Consider the following 22,754-nt stretch of genomic DNA (forward strand, 5'->3'; position numbering starts at 1 on the left):
AATTATTATAGTACAGTCATTTTGACTAATAAATGTTATGGAGATAATTAAAATGATGTACTATATCAACGACCATGATTTGATAAATGACTTTCACTGCAAATCAGGTCACAGCAACGGATCAATAAAATCATATCAAACAGTATTCAACAAATACACAGAATTTCACAATATGAGCTTATGTGAACTTCTAGGGGAAGCAATTTCAGAGCAGGAAAAGAGAATTCCCGAAAATAAGCTAAGCATCTACGACAGAATAATAACATTCAGAAACCACCTGAGCAAAAATCATATGTTAAACACAATCATTAATGCAATATCCAAAATCAGGACATTCTACCTCTACAACAGGGTCTATCTGCCTTTCATACCTCCATTGAACAGTAAGCAGGTTAAAAAGAATGATGTAATCTCTTTTGAGGATTTACCGACAAAAAATCAACTAAGGCGTGCATTAAGGTTTTCAGGTGACAATCTTGCATTGTGGATTCTTGTGATGATTTCATCAGGCTCAACCAGGGCAGAGGCAAAATCCATGACCAACGAAATGTTTTTTAAGGGAACCTTGGAATACCACAAAAAGGATAATTTCAAGGATGCGATGAAATACCTGTCAAGAAAAAAGAATGTTGTCTGCACATGCAAGATGTTGAGAAAGAAAACCGACAAGCCCTACTACACCTTCCTAAATCCTGAATGCGTGCAGAAAATCGCCAAGGTCAAATTAAAACAGAATGACCTTGACATGGAAAATCCGCTTCTTAAATATGATGTGAATTATGTAAACTACAGATTTAGAATCTTGAACGATTATCTCGGACTGGGAGAAGTTGGAGGCTTTTCACGCCTAAGACCTCACATGCTTCGAAAATTCAACGCAACTCATTTAAGTCAGGGATCCATTGAAAGGGGTTTGCTTGATATGGATTGCGTTGACCTGCTTCACGGCCGTGGAAAAAACAGTACCAGACAATCATACTTCAAGGACAATCCTGAATATCTCAAGCTTGAATATATAAAAGCGATGAGCAACATTTCACTTGATTACAGGTATGACTATAAGATTAGTAATGGTAAGGTCAAGGTGCTGGCAATACCATTGTGAATGGTCGGCTTGGATATGCAATAAATATAATAGCCATTATATATAAATAATATAATATGAAAGATAATAAAAAAGATAATATCAGTTGGACAAGCTTTTGTCAGGCCATGAATTCAATTGCCTACTGGCTTGTCCAAAACCAAAAGAAATACAAAAAACGTGACCATTACCAGATATTAACATTAAAAGGTAATTGTAAAGACATAGAAAAGAAGGCAAAGAAACTAGGTTCAGATAAATTAGTGGCTATGTATACAATGGCAGCCATTAAAGACAACAAGTCACTGGATTTCCTTCCAAACTATGTGACCTTAAAGAATAAGGAACAAATCGATAAGGCTGAATATGTTGACATGGCAATTAGAACTGAAAGCTATATTCGAGCCAACGGAAGGCTTCCGGCTATTGTATATCGCAAGTCAACATTACCTGACTATAACGATTCAACAATGAAGTTATTTATAAAGACTTATACTTTCAAAGGTAATAGTATTGATGAGGCACTGGCAATAATAGCTAAAAAGAAATTGTACAGCAAATACTTTGATTCTCAAAAAACTGACAAGAAAACTATAACAGATGCTAAGGATGGTAAAGGTTCCAACTGTGTGGACTGGGGACAAGTGTACTATCGTATAGCTAAAAGCTTAGGTTATGATGTGCAGTTTGTTCATGTCCGATGCAGGGTTTCAGGAACCGGCCACATCAGATTAAGATTAAGACATAAAAAACACACGTCTGGAAACTGGATTAACCGTGATCCAGCTGCAGTTGCAGACACAACTTCAGGCAATGTCAGAACAATCTGGTGTGATGATGGCTACATCATAGCATATGACCCATCATGGATTTTCACAGATTTATACAGTAGTTAATAATATTATTTTGGTGTATTATTTTCTGGAAATCCATAATGATTCCATAATGGTTTAAATAAATCTTTAACTTTTTCCTCAATTTCATTTTCATTATTTATGATAATGCCGTTGGGGTCTAATTTTTCTCTTTTGTCGGGAATACTTTCATAACTTCTATTTCTTCCATTACTTCTTAATGAGTATCCTTCAATATTAGTTAAACTAACAAAGAAAACAACTGGGCATATGATATTTAATTCTTTGTATAACTGGAGAATTTCTTTACAAAAGCTTATACAATCTTTTTCATAAGTATCTAAGTATATTTTTTCATTTGTGTATGGTATTGTGTAACATCTTTCGAAAGTTCCATTTCGGAAGAATTGTAAATTTTCTTCGCTATTATTATAGTATAATCCCTCAAAATTGTATTTATAATTACTTCCAATGATTCTACCCTTTAATTCATTTTTTGCTTTTTCTAAATTGATGTTATTGTTCGAGTAGGCATTTAATGGAACTGCATGGAAAATAACTTTATAGTGTTCTTGATTTTCAGATTCGAGTTTTGCTATTCTATTGTCTCTAAAATTATTAATCTTTTCAATTAAACTATTATTTAAATCAAACATTCTTTTCAACTCTTCATATTCCATGGGGTCTGTACGACCATCTCTTCTTACATAAAAAATCCTCTTTTGATTATCTATAACACAATGTGGAGGATTCCAACTTTTAGGAACCTTAATAAGAATAAGTAATTTGCCATCAGCTGAAGTAAGCATATTTATTTCTATATTTAAATGAGGTTCAATTCTTCCATATATCCAATCTTGAATTTGTAGTTTTTTATCATCCCAACTTTTTCCATTAAGTGAAACTCCTGTAATTTCATGTGCTTCCCCATTTTTTTCTTTTAAACCATATATAAACAATCCTCCATCAGCATTTGCAAATCCACAAACGGTTTTTAGAATCTTGTCTTCTTCTCCGTTGGACTTTTGTTGTTTGAATTCTAAAAATTTACTTTCAATTTGTTTTTTGGCGATTAGGTTGTCTATATCTTCAATGTTAATGTCGTTGATATTTTTAGTATAAATTAGCATGTTAGTTCCTCCTTAGTTTTCTGGTGTTTTGCATAAGTCTTATTTGGTAGTTATCCTTTTTAGGTACTTTCATATTCCATTTACTTTGTGTTATCAATATATTTTCAATTGTATATATATTGTTTGTATTATATGAACTAATATTTTTCAAAACAGTTCAAAATATGTTCTAATTTAAATAGTGAGATAATGATAATTTTATATAATTGAAATAATAAAACATTATATTAATTATTATATACAGGTTGTAATAGCTATGGCCAATATTAATAATACCTCATCCTACATGGATGAAGACAAAAAGCAAATTATCAAAGAGTCCAACTATACCTATAGGGATGCTCTTGAAGTTTCAGCCTATCTCATCGAAGTGGGCAAGTTCGAAAGGTTCTACAAGGAAATGCAGATTCACGACCTTCAAAAGGAACTTGACGAAATGGGCGACGAAGAATAAGCTTCAAAAAATATATCTCGGGTATGTAACTCTTCAAAAGAAAAACTGTTTTTCATAGGCAAAAGTAATAATTTATTATTACTTTTATATTTTTTTTATAATATAATTTTATATATAATACATAATAAATATATGTATTATGATAACCAAAAAAACCAACATCAGCGCAAGAGTTGAAATAACACTCAAAAAAATAGTAGAAGAATCTAGTTTTAACCACAAGGATGCATACGAACTTGGAGCAATGCTTATAGCTATCGGCGATGCTGAAGATACCATAACACTAATACACAACAATCCCAATTATCATAAAACAATAAAACAGACCGAGTACAGACTAATTGAAGAGAGAAAACACCAGCTCGAAAGGGAATTAAGAGATTTATAGGAGAACCACCACTATGGGCAGAGGAAATTCAGATGTCATTTTCTTTCTTGAGCAGCACGAACAGGAAATAATAAACTGCTGCAAGAAGGCAATGAGCAACAAGGAAATCATAGAACTGTTAAAAACAAAATATGAATGTGAAGTTCCCGAAACCACCTTCAGAAGATTCAAAGCAGGATTAAAACTGACCAAAGTAGACTTTCTGGAAACACTTTTAGATGAAATAAAAGTCATGAAAACTCAAGGAGCTACTGATGAAAGCGTGAGAAGATGGCTGGACGATGAACATGACTTTGAAGTAAGCAGGGCAACATTTTCAAGATTCAAAAAGAAATACCATCTAGGGGATAATGAAAAAGACCCAAGAGCAAAAAACAAAGAAGCGTTAACAGAAAGAGCAATTACACAAAGACAAATAACAGACAACAACGTTCACGAGGACAATATCGATTTGGCTATTGATACAATACTCCAGCAACAGGTAACAGACATCAAAACAGGTCTTGACAATCTTGACAAGATTACCAAAAATGCTGTAGGCATTGAAATTGACTTTGCAAAACTGGATCAGGAAGTAAGATACAACGCCACTGAAAAAAGTCTGGCAAGATACCTAATTGACCTTACAGAACTAAAAATCAGATATCTGGAATTGTCAGTTAAAGCATTTGAAGCCAAAAACAGATTGTTCAAGGATGAAATGGACAGATTATTCAAAAACAGAGTTTTAGAATTGGAAGACAAAAAAATTGAAATCTCACAAAAGGACATAATGAATGAAATAGAAATCCTAGCAAAACAGATAGATGATAACAATGTATGATGAAAACGGTGAATTCTATTTGGATGCTAGGGACAAAGCTATTCTTCAGAAATGTGTATATGAGAATCCATATATACCATTCAATCCATTCCCGAAACAGGCTGAAATGATACTGGCTAGAGAAAAGGAAGTTTTGATTGGTGGTGCTGCTGGAGGAAGTAAATCCACCAGTCTGTTGATGAGGGCATTGTTTTATGTCCAGGATGACGTGAATGAATACCATGCCCTAATCCTGAGAAGAACATTATCTGACCTTAAAAGGAAAGGAGCATTAATACATAAAGCCAGTCAATGGTTAAACAGAAAGAAAATTCAAAATAATGCAGCTATTAAGCCAAAATGGGATGGAACCGAACATTCATGGACATTTCCCAATGGAAATTCACTGACTTTCGGATATTTGAGAAACATCAATGACCTTGATACTTACCAGGGTTCTGAATATCAGTTCATTGGTATTGATGAGCTGACACAGCTTGAAAGATTCAAATATATCTACATGAGGTCAAGAGTAAGGAAAACAAAAGATAATAAGCTTCCAACACAACTGATGGCATCATCAAACCCTGGAAAGCGTGGAAACAAATGGGTAAGAGAAAGATTCATAGAAAAAATTGATACTGACATTCAGGACAAAACACAAATAAGATTCATTTCCTCCAGTTATCTGGATAACATTTATCTGGACAGAAACGACTATGAAGAATATCTTATGGGATTGGATCGGGTAACAAGAGAACAATTAATGAATGGTAACTGGTATGCATCAGTCAAAGGCCAGCTATTCGATGAATCAGACTTCCACATAATCTCTCATGATGAATACATGAAAATACCAATCGTTAGAGTTATCAGATACTGGGATCTTGCCGCTACTGAAGTATTGAACGATGACAAATTGAGGGGAAGTGATCCGGATTATACTGCAGGTGTCATGCTGGCCAAAGATTTAAACGGAAATATCTATATTTTAGATTCATATGAGTTCCAGCTTGAGTCAAGAAACCTGATCAATGAAATTCTCAATACTGCAGCACGTGACAAGTCAGACGTGCAGTATATCGAACTCGACGGAAGCACAGGCAAAAACTTTGGATTGCTAATTATAGATGAGTTGAACCGTAGAGGATTCGCCACAGGCACCGGCAACTCAAGAGAAAACAAAATCGATAGGGCAAGAAGAGTTTCAGCCGATATTCAAAAGAATGGAATTTTCCTGGTTGGAAAGGATAGGACAGGGTTTACGAAAAAGTGGGCGATGGAATTTCTTGAAAAAATTACAGCATATCCTAATGAAGCTATTCATGATGACTGTGTTGTGGCATTCACTGGAGGTTATGAAAAAATAGTTAGTGAAACTCAAAGTAAAAGAGTTGATGTGGATAGATGGTATTCCACATGATAAAATAATTTTATGTTGTTTTTGATTGTAATACATCTATTTATTATATCAATTATATAAACCAAATAATAAGATGGTACTTGTTACATTTTTGGTTTCAAAAAAATTTAATTAATAGTAAAAACAATAGAATATATTGTCGTAGAGAGTAAAAGTGTGGGATATTATGCGTCCTATTGATATGATGGTAACAGATTATAATTGTGAATATTTAGGATTATCAAGGTTGTGCCTAATGGAATCTGCAGGAAAATCTCTGGCGGAGGAAGTTGGCAAGATTGCAGTTTATACATTTTCAAAACCTGTCAAGGTAGCTATTTTCACAGGTTCCGGAGGTAACGGCGGAGACGGTTTTGTAGCTGCCAGATATTTACTTAACAGAGGTTATGATGTGGATATTTACATGCTAAAAGATAATATCCACTCAAATGAGTCAAAAATTAATTTTGAAATTCTTAAAAATTTAAAACCACGTCTGTCCCGTTTAAAAATCTTTAATCTTAAAACATTGGCCGACATTAACAATTGCCAAATCGCTAAAAGCAATGATGAGGAATTTGTGATTGTAGATGGACTTTTAGGAACAGGAATTAAAGGAAAGCTCCAAACAAACATCAGAAGAGCTATTGAAATTATCAATGAATCCAAAGGGATTAAGATAAGTGTTGATGTACCTTCAGGAATGGATCCTTTAACTGGTGAAGTGGATGACTTGGCTGTTGTTCCGGATTATACAATCAGTTTTCATAAAATAAAAACCGGCGTTAGAAATGCTGAGGAGGAAGTTGTCGGAGGCCTTGTCACTGCAGATATTGGTATTCCGTTTGAAGCGGAATATTTTGTCAATTATGGGGATTTTTTAAGGCTCAAAAATAGGGATGACAGTTCCCATAAGGGCAATAACGGAAGTTTATTAATTGTAGGTGGAAGCGCTGATTATTCTGGAGCTCCTGCAATTGCAGGGATGGCCGCTATTGGTGCAGGTGCAGATCTGGTTTATGTGGCTTCACCTTATGATGCCGCTAAAGCAATTAAAGCAAATTCCCCTGATTTGATTGTAAAATCTTTAGAAGGAGACAAGCTGTCAGTCGAGCATGCAGATGAAATTTTAAGTTTGGCTGAAAAAGTCGATGCAGTACTAATTGGTCCTGGAGCAGGAATTGATGATGAGACTTCCAAATTATTCAATGTTTTAGCTACAAAAATCAAAAAACCGTTGGTATTAGATGCTGACGCTTTAAAACAGGTTAATATGTCTTTAATTAAAAATCGTGAAGATATTATATTAACACCTCATATATTTGAGTTTAAATCATTTTTCAATGTTGGTGATGAATTGAAATTGGACATTGATTATTATGATTTTGAAAAAGTGGATGAAAACATTACCAGTTTTCAGCAGATTTCCCGCCAAATTAAGGGCTCAGTTGTTGTCAAGGGAAAATATGATCTTATTTTAAACGGTACCAAATTCAGGATTAATAAAAGCGGAAATTCAGGAATGACTGTAGGTGGAACTGGGGATGCACTTGCAGGAATCTGCGCAAGTTTATTCACTCAGGGTCTCAATTCCTTTGACTGTGCATGTTTGGGTGTTTTCATAAACGGCCTTGCAGGTGATGAAGCTTTTAAAGAAAAAGGAAATGGATTTTCAGCAACAGATTTGGTATCTCACATCGGCAGTGTGATTAAAAATGGACTATGTTAAAGGAATTTTTAAAAATCGTCCCAACAGATTCATTGCAGAAGTTGAAGTGGATGGAAACCTTGAAATAGCCCATGTTCCAAATACTGGAAGATGCAAGGAGCTTTTGGTGGATGATGCAGTGGTCTGGTTAAAACCCTCTGACAATCCCAATCGGAAAACCAAATTTTCACTTCATTTTGTCGAGAACAAGGGCGAACTTGTATCACTTTACTCTCAACAAGCTAACAGTATTGTATATGATGCAATCGTAGATGGTAAAATAAAAGAGCTTTCCGGTTATGATTATCATCAAAGAGAAAAAACTGTTGATAACTCAAGGATTGATATATATCTTGCAAATCATGAAGATGATTGTTGTGGTATGAATTTTTTAGTAGACCCTTGTTTTGTTGAAGTTAAGGGCGTTACATTGATTGTGGATGGGGAAGCAAGATTTCCCGATGCACCAACAGAACGTGGTGCGAAACATTTAAAGGAATTGATTAAACTTAAAAAAGAAGGAAATAGATGCTGTGTATTTTTCCTGATACAGCATCCTGCAGGCAAATTCTTCAGACCTAACTGGGAAAATGACCCTAATTTTTCTCAAACATTAAATGACGCCTATGATGCTGGCGTTGAAATACTGGTTTACAGATGCGTTAACCGATTGGATGGAATTGATTTGATTCCGGAACCCTTAGACTTTGATTTGGGAAAGAGTTTCGCCAATGGCATCATTGATGACTAATGTTGCAAGACCGTCGCATGGTGTTTCACTTTTGTTAATGAGGATTAAATTTTTGCCGTTAAAGTAATTTATCAGTCCTGCAGCAGGATATACGACAAGCGATGTGCCGCCTATTATTAATGTGTCTGCATTTGAAATATAGTCGATAGCAAAGCTTAAAACAGCATTATTCAATGGTTCTTCATATAAAACAACATCAGGTTTCACAGTCCCTCCACATTCACATTTTGGGATTCCATCACTTTCTAAAATATAATCCAGGCCATATTCCTTATTGCAAATCTGACAGTAATTTCTATGGATGCTTCCATGAAGTTCCAGGACATTTTTGCTTCCAGCTTTTTGATGAAGTCCGTCTACGTTTTGGGTAATTACTGCTTTTAATTTTCCTGCTTTTTCTAAATTTGCAAGAGTGATGTGTGCAGGATTGGGTTCGGCATCATTGAATACCAGATTGTCCTTGTAGTAGTTGAAAAATTCTTCAGTGTGGTCTAAATAGTAGCTATGGGAAACAAGATTTTCGGGAGTGTCCCCATATTTTTCAAGACTTTTAAAAATTCCACTTTCGGATCTGAAATCAGGGATTCCGCTTTCTGTAGAAACTCCTGCACCTCCGAAAAAGACTATATTGTCTGAAGAATCGATTATTTCTTGTAATTGGTTAATTTTAGACATGTTTAAATCTATGCATAAACTTTTAAATATAGTTATTCAACATAGTTATTATTATAAAGTTGTTATTAAATTAGTGGGGATTTAATTGGAGAATAATAATTCTAATCTTGATTGGATGGTTCACTGGTCATTTGAAGGCCATTATCCCAGAAATAGTCAAATCAAATTAATCAATAAAATAAATTGGGCTATCGGTGAAGGTTATAAAAATATTATTTTGGAAGCCGGTACCGGAACCGGAAAATCTGCAATAGCCACCACACTGGCCAACATGTATGAAGACACTTATATTTTGACAATGACCAAACAACTTCAGGAGCAATATCTGGATGATTTTTCAGACATGCTTGTAGAAATAAAGGGCCGTGGAAATTATAAATGCAATTACAAGGGAAGTTGCGATTTCTGTATTAAGGCAGAGTATAATTTGAGAAAATGCAGTGACTGTGAATTCAGTATGGCTTTTAAAAAGGCAAAGGAATCTCCAAATGTAATAACTAATTATGATTTCATGTATTATATGGGCGTTTCCAACAGAATGTTGGATTCTCGTGAATTGCTGATTTTGGATGAAGCTCACAATTTGGAGCGAAAAATGTTAATGTTATCCTCCAATTCGTTAAATAGGGAGTATATTGCAACAAAATTCGGAATGGATATTTTTGATCCGATAATGAATAACACTAAGTCAATCAACAACTTGAAAAGGGATTCTCAGTATTGGATTGATTTATGCGATGAACTTGTCGGAAAATGCAGTGCAAATATTAAAGAAATTGAAGGGGATGGCAAAGAAACGGTTCAGGTTACATTGGATGAATTTGAAAGCAATCCTTCCCGATTTTCCAATTTTGACTATGCGGAAAAACAGCAGCTTGAAACTGATATGAAAGCGTTTAATTCAATCAGCCTGGGTTTAGAGAGTGAAGATTTGATTATTGATTTGCCGGAATTAAATAAAATAAAAGACAACAGCATGGATATTTCCGCTGATTTCAAACCATTTTCAGTGTCTGAAGATACGCAGGAACTCCTTAAATTAGGTAATATTCGCATATTTTTAACCGGAACATTGGGCAATATGGAAAAATTCTGTAAATGGAACAACATTGACGTTGATGAAACATATTATATTTACGAGAAAAGTCCGTTTGATGTTTCTAAAAGACCTATATTTATAGATTTTGTAGGTAAAATGAGTGGAAAAAGAAGGGGAATTCCAAACTGGAAAAATGAAAAGGCAATTCTCAAAATTAAAGAAATTTTAGATAATCATCCGGGTGAAAAAGGTGTAATCCATACTTCCAGTAATGAGCAGGCTTTTTGGATAATTGAACAATTAAAAGAGTATCCGTTAATGTTTGTCGGTGGTGAAGATAGGAATTATATATTAAAGGATTTTGCAGAAAATGAAGATGACATAATACTTATTGGAGCATCAATTAAGGATGGTGTGGATTTTAAAGATGATTTATGTCGTTTTCAAATTATTTTCAAGGTTCCATATCCTCAATTAAATGAACAGGTAATATATAGGAAAAATTTAGATCCGTCCTGGTATTATTATCAGGCGATTATGGCTATAATGCAGGCTTATGGTCGTGGAATACGTGATAAGGATGATTGGTGTGAACTATATATTATTGATTCTGATTTTAAAAATCTGTTTGATTTTAACAGGCGTTTTTTCAATGAATATTTCATTGAAGCCATTCAAAAAAAGAAGTAAGGTGATAGCGTTAAAGCTATCTGTTTAATTTTTGATAATTTGCTGCTTGAAGACCGTGGTATTTAATCATACCTTCAACATCTCTTTGGTCGGTTTCTTTGTCTTCAAATGTAATTTGTTCTATGCTGTGTAAGCTGAATGGAGATTTTCTGGAAATAGGTTGGATGGAACCTTTGAATAATTTCATTACAACTTCTCCGCTTACTCTTTCTTGCATTTTGTCGATTGCTTGGTCAAGGTCTTCTCTTAAAGGTTCTTGCCAGAGTGCTCTGTATACAAGGTCTGCATAGAGTCCGGACATGTATTCAGCAAATCTTAACTCGTCAGTTGTTAAAACTAATTCTTCTAATGCTTGGTGAGCTGCAATTAATAATTTTGCACCAGGGGTTTCGTATATTTCCCTACTTTTAATACCAATCATTCTGTTTTCAATAGTGTCAACTCTGCCGATACCGTGGGATCCTGCAATTTCATTTGCTTTAAGGATAATGTCGATTAATGGCATCATTTCGCCGTTAATAGCTACTGGGATACCTTCTTCAAATTCGATAGATACTTTTTCAGGTTCAGCTTTAGCATCTTCCCAGGAGGCAGTCCATTCGTAGATGTCTTCAGGAGGTTCGTTTGCAGGGTCTTCTAGAACATCTCCTTCAATTGCTCTTCCCCAGAGGTTTTCATCGATACTGTAAATTTTATCGTAATTTAATTCGATTCCTTTGGATTCTGCATATGCCTTTTCTTCAGTTCTGGTTAAGTTCATTTCTCTGATTGGTGCAATGATGTCTAAATCTGACATTGCAAGAATAATAGCTTCAAATCTGAATTGGTCGTTTCCTTTTCCGGTACAACCGTGTGCAATTGCAGTTGCTCCTTCTTTTTCAGCTACTTCAATAAGTTTCTGAGCAATTAATGGTCTTGCAAAAGCGGTACTTAATGGGTATCCTTCGTATTCTGCATTTGCTTTAATTCCGCGTGAGATGTATTCGTTTGCGAATTCTTCTTTAGCATCTATATTGTAGTGTTTTAATCCACCAATTTTAGCGGCACTATTTTTTGCTTTTTCCATTTCTTCTTCGCCTTGTCCCACATCCACACATGCGGTAATAACTTCTACATTGTATTTTTCTTCTAATAATTTAACACAAACAGAGGTATCTAATCCTCCACTGAATGCTAAAAGTACTTTATCAGTCATATAATCACCATAATAATTTTGATAAGATGAAATATCAATTTATATTTATATGTCTAATAGTATTTAAAATTTTTAAAGGATTCTAAAAAATTTAAAAAAGTTATGAAATTCATTTAAAAATTTCAATGAAAAAATAAGGCAGAAGAAAAACTCTTAATTGAGGGGAATAATTGAGGTTGAAAGTTATATGGGCTTTAAAAAGAAAATCCCAATTAAGAGTTTGTGTTAAAGTATTCTTTCATACTTTATTTAATATGTAGTATTTCATAGTATATAAAAGTTTAGGTATACCTAAAAATTATACTTTATTTAAAACATTATTTTCTCTTGCAAACTCAATCAGTCTTGCATATGTCGGATTGGTTTTAAGGGTATTGATGTTGCCGATAATTATCAGTTTACGTTTTGCACGTGTTATTGCAACATTCAACCTTCGTAAGTCTCTTAAAAATCCAATATTTCCATTTTCATTGCTTCTAACTGTTGATATGATGATAATTTCTTTTTCTCTTCCCTGAAAACCGTCAACTGTTTTGACTTCAACGGGGGTTTTTTCCTGGATGATTTTCACCTGATCGGCATATGGGCTGATTATTCCTATGTCGTCTTCTGTTAATCCAATTTTGAGATAATCGTTGGCAAGTTTTATGGCAATTTCAGCTTCTATTTCATTGATTATGGATTTTGAATCTTTTAAATGCCTTTCCCCATCTTCATCAACAGAAGATGTATCAACAAAAAGCATCGGATCTTCTTTTTCAGTAGTTGTCAGTATGTCGTTGATGGTAATGTCATCGACTGAAGAATCACTTTTCAGATTGTTATTGTAAAATTCGGCATTCGGAAACTTCATTAACAGTGAATTCATACGATACTGAACATCCAGCAGTTGTGATTTGAATGGATATATTTTTATCAGCTCTTCAAACAATGTTTTTTCTAATTTTTGAGCTTTATCACTTATTATTGTTGGTGGGAGCTGCTTATGGTCACCTGCCAGAATGAATCTGTGGGCTTTAGCAATTGGAATCAGGACACTTGGGATTGTGGCCTGTGAGGCTTCATCAATGATTGCAACATCAAATTTGGTTCTTGAAATTGACTCCAGTGCTGCTGATGAGTTTGTAGATAAAATAACATCACTTGTTTCTATAATGTCTCTAATCATTTTATTTTCTATTCTTTTAATGTCATCATGCAATTCATCAATTTGCTGATTGTATTCAATCCATTGTGCCATTGATTTCATTTTTTCAGCACTGATTCCACGTCCGCCTTTACCTTTTGAGGCATTATAAAGTATGTCATAATCACCAAAACCTCTGCGATATTGTGGTGTTGGTTTGGTGTATACTTTTCTTTTTTCAATTAAATTATCGATTTTTTTATGAATTTTTTTTATTTTCTTATTCAACTTGTGATTTTCAACTTTATATGCCAGTGTCTGGGTAATGTTATGCTTGGATACCCTTTGAGGATGCCCAAGTCTTGTCAGATTTAACTTTTTATTCTCCATCAATCGTTCTAATATGTTGTCAACTGCAGCGTTACTTTCCGCTGTCGCCAGAACTTTGTGATTTTGTCTGGTTTCCTGTGAAATCAGTTCAACTAATGTTCTTGTTTTTCCGGTTCCAAAAGGACCATGAATTAAAAAGAAGTTTTCACATGAAAGGGCATTTTCAATAGCATTTTTCTGGGATTCATTTAAGTTTTCATCAATATAACTAATGTAGGGGACTGAACGATTTTTTTTAGGATTTCTTTCACTTAATATATATTCTAATGCATTTTTACCTTTTAGACTTAAGTGCTTTAGGTTGTCTTCCATTCTTCTAAAAGTAATGTCGTTTGCATATAAATCCAATCGGACTTTCTTTTTTACCACCCATCTTGGAATTCTTTTATCAAAGGCAACTTTAATAAATCGGGCTCCCTTTTCTGTTACTGTTCCTGTAAAATCACTTTTTAGGGGATTATCAGTACTTACTAAAACCATATCTCCAACGGATATTTCAGTTTCTATTTTTTCAGACCTTCCGAATTGGACAATTTTAAGACCTAATTCTTCACCGATATATTTTCCTTTAACTTTATTGATGGCACGGCCAAGTTCTTCTCTTTTTTGACCGGACATATGTGCTATTTCAAAACGCATTAGTTCAATTTCAGCATCTCTTTCATAGTTGACCAATCTTATTAAGTTTTTTATATATTTTTTCATCTAATCCCTAATTTTAAATAAGAGCGTTACTGTATAATTAATTATGCATTTTAAAAAAATTGATGAATTTGAAAATCTTGAAATGGGTTATATCTGTAATTTTTCAGGAGGATATGTTTCAAGAAATAAACAGCTCTTTGAAAACATCGAGTTAAACAAATTGAATCAATTTATTTTAGAAAAATCTGTTTTTGGAACACCAATTTTCAAATGTGGTGACGGCAGCAATAAAATATTGGTATTATCAGGCATTCACGGTAATGAATTGCCTTCACAAATTGCAAATTTAAGATTAATGAATGAGTTAGTTTCTAAAGAATTGTCCCATACGGTTTATTTCATCCCATTTGCAGCCCCTAAGGCATCAATGAATAATGAAAGAACTTTTAATTCAATGGATTTGAATAGGTCTGCCCATATTAAGAATTCTGTTAGTAATCTTATTGTTAAGGCAGTTGCATCTTTAAAAATCGATTTTGTCGGTGATTTTCACTCAACTTCATCCAACGCCAATCCAGGTTTTGAGTCTATATTTTCATCTAAATCCCCGTCTCCTGAAAGTTTTTTAATAGCCAATTATATTTCAAATGATATGGGCTCTGAGACAATATCATTTGATTTTGCAGGAATGTCCTATAAAGGTGCAGTTGAGGATGTCTGTAATTTAAGAGGAACTCCTGCCATTACTGGTGAAGTTTTATGTCCGTTTTGCAATGTTGCCAGGGGCAGTGTTGATAAGTCATTTGCACAGATGAAAAGCTTTTTGTCTTATTTTGGCATATCCTATTAAACTTCATTTTTCAAATATTACTTATCAAATGCTCTCGGAAAAACTACTTTTTATAATATAATCTATATTCATTTAAGGTGATGTTGTGTCAACTTATAAAGGGCATTCGATATTTGCATTGATACTTTCATTGATGTTTTTTCATAGTCCTCTGTTAATTGCTTTAACTCTGATAGGTGCAAATATTCCTGACTTTGATCACAAATTCAAAAAAGACCATGTCTATAAGTTGATTATATTGGGATTAATTGTGTTCATTTCACTTTACATCCTTAAATTACCTTACATGATTGGTTTAATCATTGTGTTTCTGGGAGCATGTTTTTACTTTTCAGAACACAGGAGCTTCACTCACTCCATTTTTGGTGCAATTATATTGACCTCCGCTATTGGTTTAATACTAATTTGGTCATTTCAGCTGGTAATATCTATCACTGATTTGCAAAATTATTATTTGCTAATGGCAATCTTAATTGCACTTTTAAGCTTTTTATTTTTAAATAAAAATGTGTTGATGATATTTTTACCGTTATTTTTCCTTTCATTATTCATTTTCAATACTGGGGATATTAATTATATTGAATTAGTCTTAGCCACATTTTTAGGTTTATTTTCACATATTGTTCTTGATTCATTTACTCCTGCAGGAATTAAAATATTCGCCCCATTATCTTCAAAAAAAGTTCACAGTAACTTTGGAAAGGTTTCCATATTTGTTTTAATAGCTATGGCTTTATTTTACCATGCTCCCTATTTATACGGTCTTTTTGAGCAATATGTTTTTACAAATGTTTAGTAATTTTTAGGTATTGATTTTAATAATGAGTAATATATAATTAATATCATGGTGGAAATTTCAGTTATATTGCCTGTTTACAACAGTGAAGATTATTTAAGAGAATGTTTGGACAGTCTAATTGGTCAGTCATTTAAAGATATTGAAATATTGTGCATTAATGATGGATCTGAGGATAATTCTATTCAAATTCTCAGGGAATATGAAAAAACAGACAATCGAATAACTGTTATTGACCAGGAAAATATGGGTGTAGCTAAAACTCGAAATAAGGCTTTGGATTTGGTTCATGGAAACTATGTTTATTTTATGGATGCCGATGATTACCTTGATTCAAATGCTTTTAAAAAGCTGCATGAAAATATAACTTCAAATAATTCCGATTTATGTATTCTAAAAACTATTTTTGTAAAAAATTCACAGCAACATAAATTCCCTGCATTTGATTTGGATAAGGAATTTGACAAGGTAAACTTTAACAGATTCACATTTACATATAAGGACATTAAAAGTCACGTTTTAAATGATTTGTTTGCTCCTTGGCTTAAATTGTATAGGGCAGATTATTTAAAGAATAATGAATTTAGATTTCCTGATATAAAATCCTATTCTGATGCGCCGTTTCATGTAATGACTATTCTAAAAGCTCAAAGAATTTCATTCGTTCCGGAATATTTATACTACTATCGTGAAAATGATGATTCATTGGTTCATTCATCATCAAATACAATTAATTTTTTCACATTGTCCGATATTATTGAAGGTTATCTGAAAGATAATGGGTATTATGATGAATTTGAACAGGAATTTGAAGCTTTTCAGGTTGTTAAAATAGTTTATTATATGGGATTCACCGATTCAGAGGAATATTACGTAAAATCAAAAAACACATTAAATTCCATTGATTTTGAAAACAATTCTTTGATTTTACAAAAGGACATTGATAAGGCAAAGTTAATATTGGATTGTGATACATTGAATGAAGCTCGTCTTGCAGTTAAGTTATATGACTGTAACCGCAAAGTCAAAACTCTTGAAGAATCAAAAAGCTGGAAGATTACAAAGCCTTTAAGAAAGTTCACTTCTTCTTTAAAATAAATTGTTTTGACAAACAAAAAACAGTCCGGAATTTTTAATCCATAATACGAATTTTGACATGATGTAAAGTATTGGCAGTTCTATTAAAGGCCCAATTACTAGTGCAATGGAGATTAATTCATGACCTGGGAAAGAATTAATGGCGATAGCAAGGGCTAACGGTGAATTTCGCGCTAAAGTTGTCATTGTCAGGCTTGCATACTCAGAATATGTGAAATTAATTTTTTCAGATACCAACAGATCTATTATTGCATTTGCACAGAAGAAAATGATTAACGGGATGAAGATTGTCACAATTGAATTTAAATTTGAAAACAACAATTCTCCCTGACTTGAAAATATGCAAAATACTGCAAGTGATAAAAACCATATCTGAAGGGAACTGAATAGTTCACTGGCTCTTTCAAGATTCTTTTTCATTATTAATTTGGTAATTTGAGCTGCAATAAATGGAATTACAATAACGATTAAAAGTGAATATCCGATTTGTGTGAAATCCATGCTGTTTGCTGTTGAGAAAAATATGGCGAGGTATATAGGCAGCAATATGATTTGCAGAACTAAATTGATTGGCAATATTGATAAACTAAGTTTAACGTCTCCTTTTGCCATTTTTGTAAATACTAGATACCAGTCAGTACATGGAGTTAATATTAACATGAAAAATCCTATTATTATGTCTATATTTCCTTTTAGGAATAATGTTCCCAGAAAATATCCGAATAATGGTGTCCAGATGAAATTGATTATTAAACTTGTTGATGTAAATTTTAAATTTTTAAAACTGTTTTTCAGCTCTGATATAGGCACTTCTAAAAATAATCCGTATAACATCAGGCAGAGGAAAATGTTTATCAGGTAATCAGTATTTTCCGCTATAATACCTATGTTTGAAAAGAGTAATCCCAATATTATCGCTGAAAAAATTATTATTGGTTCAAGTTTTTCAATCAGTTCCATGCTATCACTTTTAGGTGTGACTAAATTTATTGGTGTTAATATTTATAATTTTTTATTTTAAGTATTTTATTTAAATTTTAATTTAAGTGCTTATTTTGTCTTATTTTTTTAATTTATGCTATTTTATTCAGTAATTATATTTTTTTAAAAATTTTTTTATATGGTAATCTTGTTTTATAAGATTTTTTTTATAAATGCATACATTTATAATAAATAATCATGATAAATAATAATATTATTATTTAATGTCAATTTGATATTTTAATAAATTAATGAAATGGAGCTTGTTTAATGTTTTTAACTAGAATTGGCTATGGAATTGCTTATTTCGTAGTTCTTATTTACGAAGTAATTAAAGCAACAATTGACGTTAGCTTTAATTCAATTATGAGGAGAAATATTGATCCTGTAATTGTTGATGTTGAAACAGTATTAGAGAGACCTGTTTCACAAACAATTTTAGCTAATAGTATTTCTTTAACTCCTGGTACTTTGTCTGTTGATTTAGACAGTGAGAATAACATTATTAAAGTAGCTGCTATTTCTCCTAGAAAAAAAGAGGATATTATTCCATTTGAACCGTATATTAAAAAAATGTTAGAATGATATTCTTATAAAATAGTCGAGTGAGAAGTATGGATATATTGTTTATTTCAAAAATACTGCTGGTTATTGCATTATGCATAATAATGTTGGCAGCTCTAAGAGCAAGTGCATATAAATCCACATCAATGGGGCTTTTAGGAAGTTCCGTAATTGTCAATGCTTTTGCAGTGGCATTGTTGATTGTTGGAGGTTTATATAATCTTGAATTCTTTAGAGATATATCATTAGCTTTAATATTCTTTGGTTTTGTAGGCACTGTTGCTTTCGCTATTGTTTTGGGAGGGGATGACGAATGATAGAATATATTCAATCTGCTCTTCTCATTATATCTGCAATATTGATGATTATAGCGGCTGTCGGTGTTTTAACCGTTGGAAAAGACACTAAAAATGTTGTTTATGCAAGAATTCACATTTTTGGGGTATTTGATATTGCTTGTATTATTGCTATGATTGCTATTGGCCAATACTTGCTTGCAGGTGTATACTTTATTCTTGCACCGTTTACAGCTCACGCAATAGCCAATGCTTATTGGAAAAAAGAAGATAGAGATAATAATTTAGAGTCAGTAACTGTTGAAGAAGAAGTCGTAGAAGATAATAATCCTTTCATACATCCTAAAGAAAAAATACAAGCTTTAGAGAGCAAAGATTCAGAAAAACTTAAGGTGGATGAAAGATTCTCAGTTACTATGTTGGAAATTGATGAGGGGGAGTAAAATGATAGAATTTGTATTAATGGTTATAATTATATTGAGTGCAATTCTTGCCCTTATTCAAAAAGACTTATTGAAGGCAGCAATCCTAACAGGATTTTCAGGTGGAGCTTTAGCTGTTTTATTCCAAATTTTGCTTGCTCCTGATGTTGCATTAACTCAAGCGATTGTTGGTGCAGCAATTGTCCCTGTATTTATTGCTTTAGCTGTTAAAAAAACTCAAAGGGAGGATAGCTAATGGCACAAACACAACTTGCGATATTATTGACTTCTGCTGCATTGGTCATAATCGGACTTTATTCAGCAATATTCATTGATAATATCATTAAAAAGATAATTGGTATTAGTTTTATTGAAGAGGGAGCTAATCTATTCATTGTTGCTATTGGTTATAAGCCAGGTGGTGTCGTACCAATTTTAATGCCTGGAATGGATACATCCTGGTTCGCATCAAATGCAGCATATCCTTTGCCTTTCGGGTTAGTACTCACAAGTATAGTAATTGGTGCAAGTACTTTGGCAGTAATGCTTGCATTGGTAATGGTTTTATACAGAAGATACGGTACATTAAGTACTAAAGTCATGTTGGCTGACACATCAAAACAGGAGGAATACGATGAATGAATTAATTCCACTTATGGTTATTGTTCCTCTTATGGCAGCATTAATTATTAGTGCATTTTCAAGATTTAACACTGCAACTAAAATATTTGCATTTGTTGTTGCGATTTGTCTTCCTATAATACCATTGGCTTCAAATTATGGTCTTCATTACTTCGGAGGTTATGCACCGATACTGGATAATGTAACAAATGTAATGTATCATCCGGCAATTACCTATTCATTCACATTCTTACAACAGATATTTATAGGAATGCTTGGTCTTTTAACATTCTTAGTTGTATTCATTTATTTAACTAAATACAAAGAAGTTTCAGGACCTTATTTATTCTTGCTGTTCTTAGGTACTGCTGCTGTTACTGCAATGCTTTTAACAGACGATATATTCCACATGTTCGTATTCTTTGAAATATTGGCTCTTGCGCAAGTAGGTATTGTAGCGGCATCTTCAATAGATTACAGTTATGAGATGGCTTTAAAATATATGATTTTAGGGTCAATAGGATCTCCGATGATGCTTTTGGGAATTGGATTTTTACTTGCGATGACTGGTAGTGTAAATGTAACAGATATTGCAGTTGCGGTTCACAGCGGATTAGTCAGCGCTACTTCTCCAGTATTTTTATTATCACTCGCTTTAATATTCTTTGGTTGGTTATACGCATCAGGTTTACCACCATTCCATACAATAAAATCTGGAATTTATTCAAAAGCAGAACCTCATGGTGCAGCATTGCTTCAGTCATTTACAGTAGTTTCAATGGTTTCCATAGTACTGATAATGTTTAGAATATATTCATCATTACCAATATTTGAAGTTCTCATAGTGTTCTTCTCTATCTTAGCTATGATATTGGGTGTCTCTCTTGCATTAACTCAAACAGACTTCAGAAGAATGATTGGATTTTTAGCTGTTGGTGAATTAGGATTTATTGGTTTAGGTATTGGGCTTGGAACCCAGTATGCAATTACCGCCGGACTTTTCCAAGCATTAAATGAAATCATTATTACTGCACTTCTATTCATAGGATTTGGTGCAATTGTAAACGCAACAAATGAAGTGGATACTCGTAAACTCGGAGGGCTTCTTGCAGAACATCCAAAAGTAAGTATAATGCTTTTAATTGCCGGTTTGGCGATGGCAGGTGTTCCTCCATTAAGCGGTTTCCAATCCAAATTAATGCTTGTTCAAGCTTCTTTAAGTTGTGGATTCCCGGAAATCTCTATTTTGGCAATTATGGTGAGTATAGCTACATTTGTAGTATTTGTAAAAACATATTACACAATGTTTTTAAAACCAAAACCAAGAGACTTAGAACTTGAAGGAAAAGAAGTTCCAAGAACAATGATATTTGCCATGGCAATATTATTAATCATTGTTGTATTATTAGGTGTTTACCCGGATGTAGTAACAAATGGAATTTCTAGCTTTGTAGGAGGGCTATTATGAAACTATATGATCAAATATTCGATGTTGTAAAACAATTTAGAAAATTGTTTTCACCAGGTCCTGTAACAAATGCAGATGTTTCAGGAAGTATTACTGCGGAAATATTTTTAATTGTTTCATTAGTGTTATCAGCGATATTATTAAGGCATGTTAATTTATTGCTTGCAGGTTTAGTGACATTAATATTGGCAGTTGTATTAATTGCAAATATTCCACTTATACCTAAGTTTAAAATTGAACAAGAGGATTCCTTGGAGAAAATGGTATTCTATGCGGTGATGACACTTGCAATCTTAGGCATATTCTTATACTGGGGTGGTAGTCTTGTCTAATACTACTATTCGTAATTTATTTGCAGCTGTATTGACAGCAGTATTCTCTGTTACTTTACTGGATGCAGTATTCCATTTAAGTAGCATGATCCAACCTGGTATCAGTAATGTTTATAACGCTTTAGGAACCCAGATTGCTCCAAATTTAGTTACTGTAGTAATTTTTGATTTTAGAGCATATGATACACTGGGTGAGTCAATTATATTATTAACTGCTGGATTAGTTGTTTTACTTATATTCGGTAGAGGATTATTGGGGGATAAACAATGAGTCAGGGCAGTATGATTTTAAAACTTATATCTTTGCCGATTTCCATTATTCTAATCTGTTTAGGTATAATGACTATTCTTGGAGGTCACATCACTCCTGGTGGAGGTTTCCAAGGTGGTGCAATGATAGCTAGTGGAATTATATTATCTATTCTTGTTTATGGTTTAGGTAATTCTCCATTAGAATTATCTCACGCTTATATTGAAGTATTGGAATCTGTAGGTGCATTAGGATTCGTAATTTTCGGGTTAATCGGTTTGTTTGTAGGAGGATTTTTCCTATACAATGTAGGTACTGATTTATTCAATATAGTTCCTGCTGCAATTCAAAACGTGTTCCATTATCCGGATGTTACAAATGCAGGTATCATTCCTTATCTTAATGTATTTGTAGGTTTAAAGGTATTTGTAGGATTATCCTCAATTGTAATTGCATTTGCAGGATTTAAGAAATTAGTTGAGGAGGGTGAATAATGTTATCTATTGGTCCAATAATAATGGGTTTGATATTAGGTTTAATTATAGGATCTCAAATTAAAACCGCAATGTCAGATGCAAATTTCACTCTCGGTTCATTTGTAGTAATTTTAATTGCAGGAATTATTGTAGCATGGCAATCAGGTAATTATCCATTTTACAATGACTTACCTATTTCCACTGCATTTCTATCTGCAATGATTGGAATTTTTGTAGGCAAACTACTATTTGCAAGGAGTAAATAAG

The 22,754-nt window shown here is 33.1% G+C and carries 27 protein-coding genes; 22 read left to right on the forward strand and 5 right to left on the reverse strand.

What is annotated here, in order from left to right; all coding sequences use genetic code 11:
* The first annotated feature begins 37 nt into the window (after nucleotides 1–37).
* Together E7Z81_RS00445 and E7Z81_RS00450 are read left to right on the forward strand one after the other, a co-directional pair.
* Nucleotides 38–1,105: a hypothetical protein gene (locus E7Z81_RS00445; protein WP_292742799.1), complete on the forward strand. Its 1,068-nt coding sequence runs from the start codon at nucleotides 38–40 to the stop codon at nucleotides 1,103–1,105.
* A 56-nt stretch (nucleotides 1,106–1,161) separates the two neighbouring features.
* A complete protein-coding gene (locus E7Z81_RS00450) occupies nucleotides 1,162–1,980 on the forward strand; it encodes a pseudomurein-binding repeat-containing protein (RefSeq protein WP_292742801.1) in 819 nt (272 codons plus the stop codon).
* A gap of 5 nt (nucleotides 1,981–1,985) precedes the next feature.
* Here E7Z81_RS00450 and E7Z81_RS00455 read toward each other — a convergent pair whose 3' ends face one another.
* On the reverse strand, nucleotides 1,986–3,068 hold the full coding sequence (locus E7Z81_RS00455; RefSeq protein WP_292742803.1) for a helix-turn-helix domain-containing protein: 1,083 nt from the start codon (nucleotides 3,066–3,068) through the stop codon (nucleotides 1,986–1,988).
* 256 nt (nucleotides 3,069–3,324) lie between these two features.
* Between E7Z81_RS00455 and E7Z81_RS00460 the strand changes: the two genes are divergently transcribed.
* From E7Z81_RS00460 to sfsA, 6 genes are all read left to right on the forward strand, one after another.
* Complete coding sequence (locus tag E7Z81_RS00460) at nucleotides 3,325–3,522, forward strand: hypothetical protein (RefSeq protein ID WP_292742805.1); 198 nt, start codon at nucleotides 3,325–3,327, stop codon at nucleotides 3,520–3,522.
* A 139-nt stretch (nucleotides 3,523–3,661) separates the two neighbouring features.
* Entirely contained in the window at nucleotides 3,662–3,910 is a 249-nt protein-coding gene (locus E7Z81_RS00465; protein ID WP_292742807.1) for a hypothetical protein, read from the forward strand.
* A 13-nt stretch (nucleotides 3,911–3,923) separates the two neighbouring features.
* A complete protein-coding gene (locus tag E7Z81_RS00470; RefSeq protein ID WP_292742809.1) occupies nucleotides 3,924–4,733 on the forward strand; it encodes a hypothetical protein in 810 nt (269 codons plus the stop codon).
* Nucleotides 4,726–6,135 carry a phage terminase large subunit gene (locus tag E7Z81_RS00475; protein WP_292742811.1) on the forward strand — a complete coding sequence of 470 codons (1,410 nt, stop codon included), beginning with the start codon at nucleotides 4,726–4,728 and terminating at the stop codon, nucleotides 6,133–6,135. Before E7Z81_RS00470 ends, E7Z81_RS00475 begins: the two co-directional genes overlap by 8 nt.
* A gap of 166 nt (nucleotides 6,136–6,301) precedes the next feature.
* Nucleotides 6,302–7,843 (forward strand): NAD(P)H-hydrate dehydratase, encoded by a 1,542-nt coding sequence (locus E7Z81_RS00480; protein WP_292742813.1) that lies wholly within the window; start codon nucleotides 6,302–6,304, stop codon nucleotides 7,841–7,843.
* Nucleotides 7,830–8,573 (forward strand): DNA/RNA nuclease SfsA, encoded by a 744-nt coding sequence (gene sfsA, locus E7Z81_RS00485; RefSeq protein WP_292742815.1) that lies wholly within the window; start codon nucleotides 7,830–7,832, stop codon nucleotides 8,571–8,573. Before E7Z81_RS00480 ends, sfsA begins: the two co-directional genes overlap by 14 nt.
* Here sfsA and E7Z81_RS00490 read toward each other — a convergent pair.
* The gene (locus tag E7Z81_RS00490; RefSeq protein ID WP_292742817.1) at nucleotides 8,523–9,248 is read right to left on the reverse strand and encodes an NAD-dependent protein deacylase; all 726 of its coding nucleotides are present in this window, start codon (nucleotides 9,246–9,248) and stop codon (nucleotides 8,523–8,525) included. The genes sfsA and E7Z81_RS00490 overlap by 51 nt on opposite strands.
* Nucleotides 9,249–9,333: 85 nt before the next feature.
* Here E7Z81_RS00490 and E7Z81_RS00495 point away from each other — a divergent pair, with 85 nt between their 5' ends.
* Nucleotides 9,334–10,977, forward strand: coding sequence for a helicase C-terminal domain-containing protein (locus E7Z81_RS00495; protein ID WP_292742820.1), 1,644 nt, complete (start codon nucleotides 9,334–9,336; stop codon nucleotides 10,975–10,977).
* A 16-nt stretch (nucleotides 10,978–10,993) separates the two neighbouring features.
* On the opposite strand, the gene E7Z81_RS00500 is transcribed toward E7Z81_RS00495, so the two are convergent.
* Entirely contained in the window at nucleotides 10,994–12,172 is a 1,179-nt protein-coding gene (locus tag E7Z81_RS00500; RefSeq protein ID WP_292742822.1) for an argininosuccinate synthase, read from the reverse strand.
* Nucleotides 12,173–12,470: 298 nt separating this feature from the next.
* Nucleotides 12,471–14,393 carry an IGHMBP2 family helicase gene (locus tag E7Z81_RS00505; RefSeq protein ID WP_292742824.1) on the reverse strand — a complete coding sequence of 641 codons (1,923 nt, stop codon included), beginning with the start codon at nucleotides 14,391–14,393 and terminating at the stop codon, nucleotides 12,471–12,473.
* A 43-nt stretch (nucleotides 14,394–14,436) separates the two neighbouring features.
* Between E7Z81_RS00505 and E7Z81_RS00510 the strand changes: the two genes are divergently transcribed.
* From E7Z81_RS00510 to E7Z81_RS00520, 3 genes are all read left to right on the forward strand, one after another.
* Nucleotides 14,437–15,183 (forward strand): succinylglutamate desuccinylase/aspartoacylase family protein, encoded by a 747-nt coding sequence (locus E7Z81_RS00510; RefSeq protein ID WP_292742826.1) that lies wholly within the window; start codon nucleotides 14,437–14,439, stop codon nucleotides 15,181–15,183.
* 85 nt (nucleotides 15,184–15,268) lie between these two features.
* Nucleotides 15,269–15,979 (forward strand): metal-dependent hydrolase, encoded by a 711-nt coding sequence (locus E7Z81_RS00515; protein WP_292742828.1) that lies wholly within the window; start codon nucleotides 15,269–15,271, stop codon nucleotides 15,977–15,979.
* Between the two features lie 48 nt (nucleotides 15,980–16,027).
* Nucleotides 16,028–17,077, forward strand: a complete 1,050-nt coding sequence (locus E7Z81_RS00520) for a glycosyltransferase (protein ID WP_292742830.1) — start codon at nucleotides 16,028–16,030, stop codon at nucleotides 17,075–17,077.
* Here E7Z81_RS00520 and E7Z81_RS00525 read toward each other — a convergent pair.
* Nucleotides 17,069–18,037, reverse strand: coding sequence for a bile acid:sodium symporter (locus tag E7Z81_RS00525; RefSeq protein ID WP_292742832.1), 969 nt, complete (start codon nucleotides 18,035–18,037; stop codon nucleotides 17,069–17,071). The two genes, E7Z81_RS00520 and E7Z81_RS00525, sit on opposite strands and share 9 nt — an antisense overlap.
* 291 nt (nucleotides 18,038–18,328) lie before the next feature.
* On the opposite strand from E7Z81_RS00525, the gene E7Z81_RS00530 reads away from it, so the two are divergent.
* From E7Z81_RS00530 to E7Z81_RS00575, 10 genes are read left to right on the forward strand one after another with little or no spacing between them, the layout of a single operon-like run.
* Complete coding sequence (locus E7Z81_RS00530; RefSeq protein WP_292742834.1) at nucleotides 18,329–18,643, forward strand: monovalent cation/H+ antiporter subunit E; 315 nt, start codon at nucleotides 18,329–18,331, stop codon at nucleotides 18,641–18,643.
* Nucleotides 18,644–18,672: 29 nt separating this feature from the next.
* The gene (locus E7Z81_RS00535; protein WP_292742836.1) at nucleotides 18,673–18,939 is read left to right on the forward strand and encodes a hypothetical protein; all 267 of its coding nucleotides are present in this window, start codon (nucleotides 18,673–18,675) and stop codon (nucleotides 18,937–18,939) included.
* A gap of 44 nt (nucleotides 18,940–18,983) precedes the next feature.
* The gene (locus tag E7Z81_RS00540; RefSeq protein WP_292742957.1) at nucleotides 18,984–19,361 is read left to right on the forward strand and encodes a cation:proton antiporter; all 378 of its coding nucleotides are present in this window, start codon (nucleotides 18,984–18,986) and stop codon (nucleotides 19,359–19,361) included.
* A 1-nt stretch (nucleotide 19,362) separates the two neighbouring features.
* Nucleotides 19,363–19,596 carry a DUF4040 domain-containing protein gene (locus E7Z81_RS00545; protein WP_292742838.1) on the forward strand — a complete coding sequence of 78 codons (234 nt, stop codon included), beginning with the start codon at nucleotides 19,363–19,365 and terminating at the stop codon, nucleotides 19,594–19,596.
* A complete protein-coding gene (locus E7Z81_RS00550; RefSeq protein WP_292742840.1) occupies nucleotides 19,596–19,982 on the forward strand; it encodes a cation:proton antiporter subunit C in 387 nt (128 codons plus the stop codon). The genes E7Z81_RS00545 and E7Z81_RS00550 overlap by 1 nt, the downstream gene beginning before the upstream one ends.
* Nucleotides 19,975–21,429 (forward strand): energy conserving hydrogenase EhbF, encoded by a 1,455-nt coding sequence (gene ehbF, locus E7Z81_RS00555; RefSeq protein ID WP_292742842.1) that lies wholly within the window; start codon nucleotides 19,975–19,977, stop codon nucleotides 21,427–21,429. The genes E7Z81_RS00550 and ehbF overlap by 8 nt, the downstream gene beginning before the upstream one ends.
* Nucleotides 21,426–21,761: a hydrogenase gene (locus tag E7Z81_RS00560; protein WP_292742844.1), complete on the forward strand. Its 336-nt coding sequence runs from the start codon at nucleotides 21,426–21,428 to the stop codon at nucleotides 21,759–21,761. Before ehbF ends, E7Z81_RS00560 begins: the two co-directional genes overlap by 4 nt.
* Nucleotides 21,754–22,032, forward strand: coding sequence for a hydrogen gas-evolving membrane-bound hydrogenase subunit E (gene mbhE / locus E7Z81_RS00565; protein WP_292742846.1), 279 nt, complete (start codon nucleotides 21,754–21,756; stop codon nucleotides 22,030–22,032). The genes E7Z81_RS00560 and mbhE overlap by 8 nt, the downstream gene beginning before the upstream one ends.
* Nucleotides 22,029–22,505 (forward strand): MnhB domain-containing protein, encoded by a 477-nt coding sequence (locus E7Z81_RS00570; protein WP_292742848.1) that lies wholly within the window; start codon nucleotides 22,029–22,031, stop codon nucleotides 22,503–22,505. The genes mbhE and E7Z81_RS00570 overlap by 4 nt, the downstream gene beginning before the upstream one ends.
* The gene (locus tag E7Z81_RS00575; protein ID WP_292742850.1) at nucleotides 22,505–22,753 is read left to right on the forward strand and encodes an energy-converting hydrogenase B subunit J; all 249 of its coding nucleotides are present in this window, start codon (nucleotides 22,505–22,507) and stop codon (nucleotides 22,751–22,753) included. The genes E7Z81_RS00570 and E7Z81_RS00575 overlap by 1 nt, the downstream gene beginning before the upstream one ends.
* Nucleotide 22,754: the final 1 nt, after the last annotated feature.

The organism is Methanobrevibacter sp. (genome assembly GCF_015062935.1).
In the GTDB taxonomy this organism is placed as follows: domain Archaea; phylum Methanobacteriota; class Methanobacteria; order Methanobacteriales; family Methanobacteriaceae; genus Methanocatella.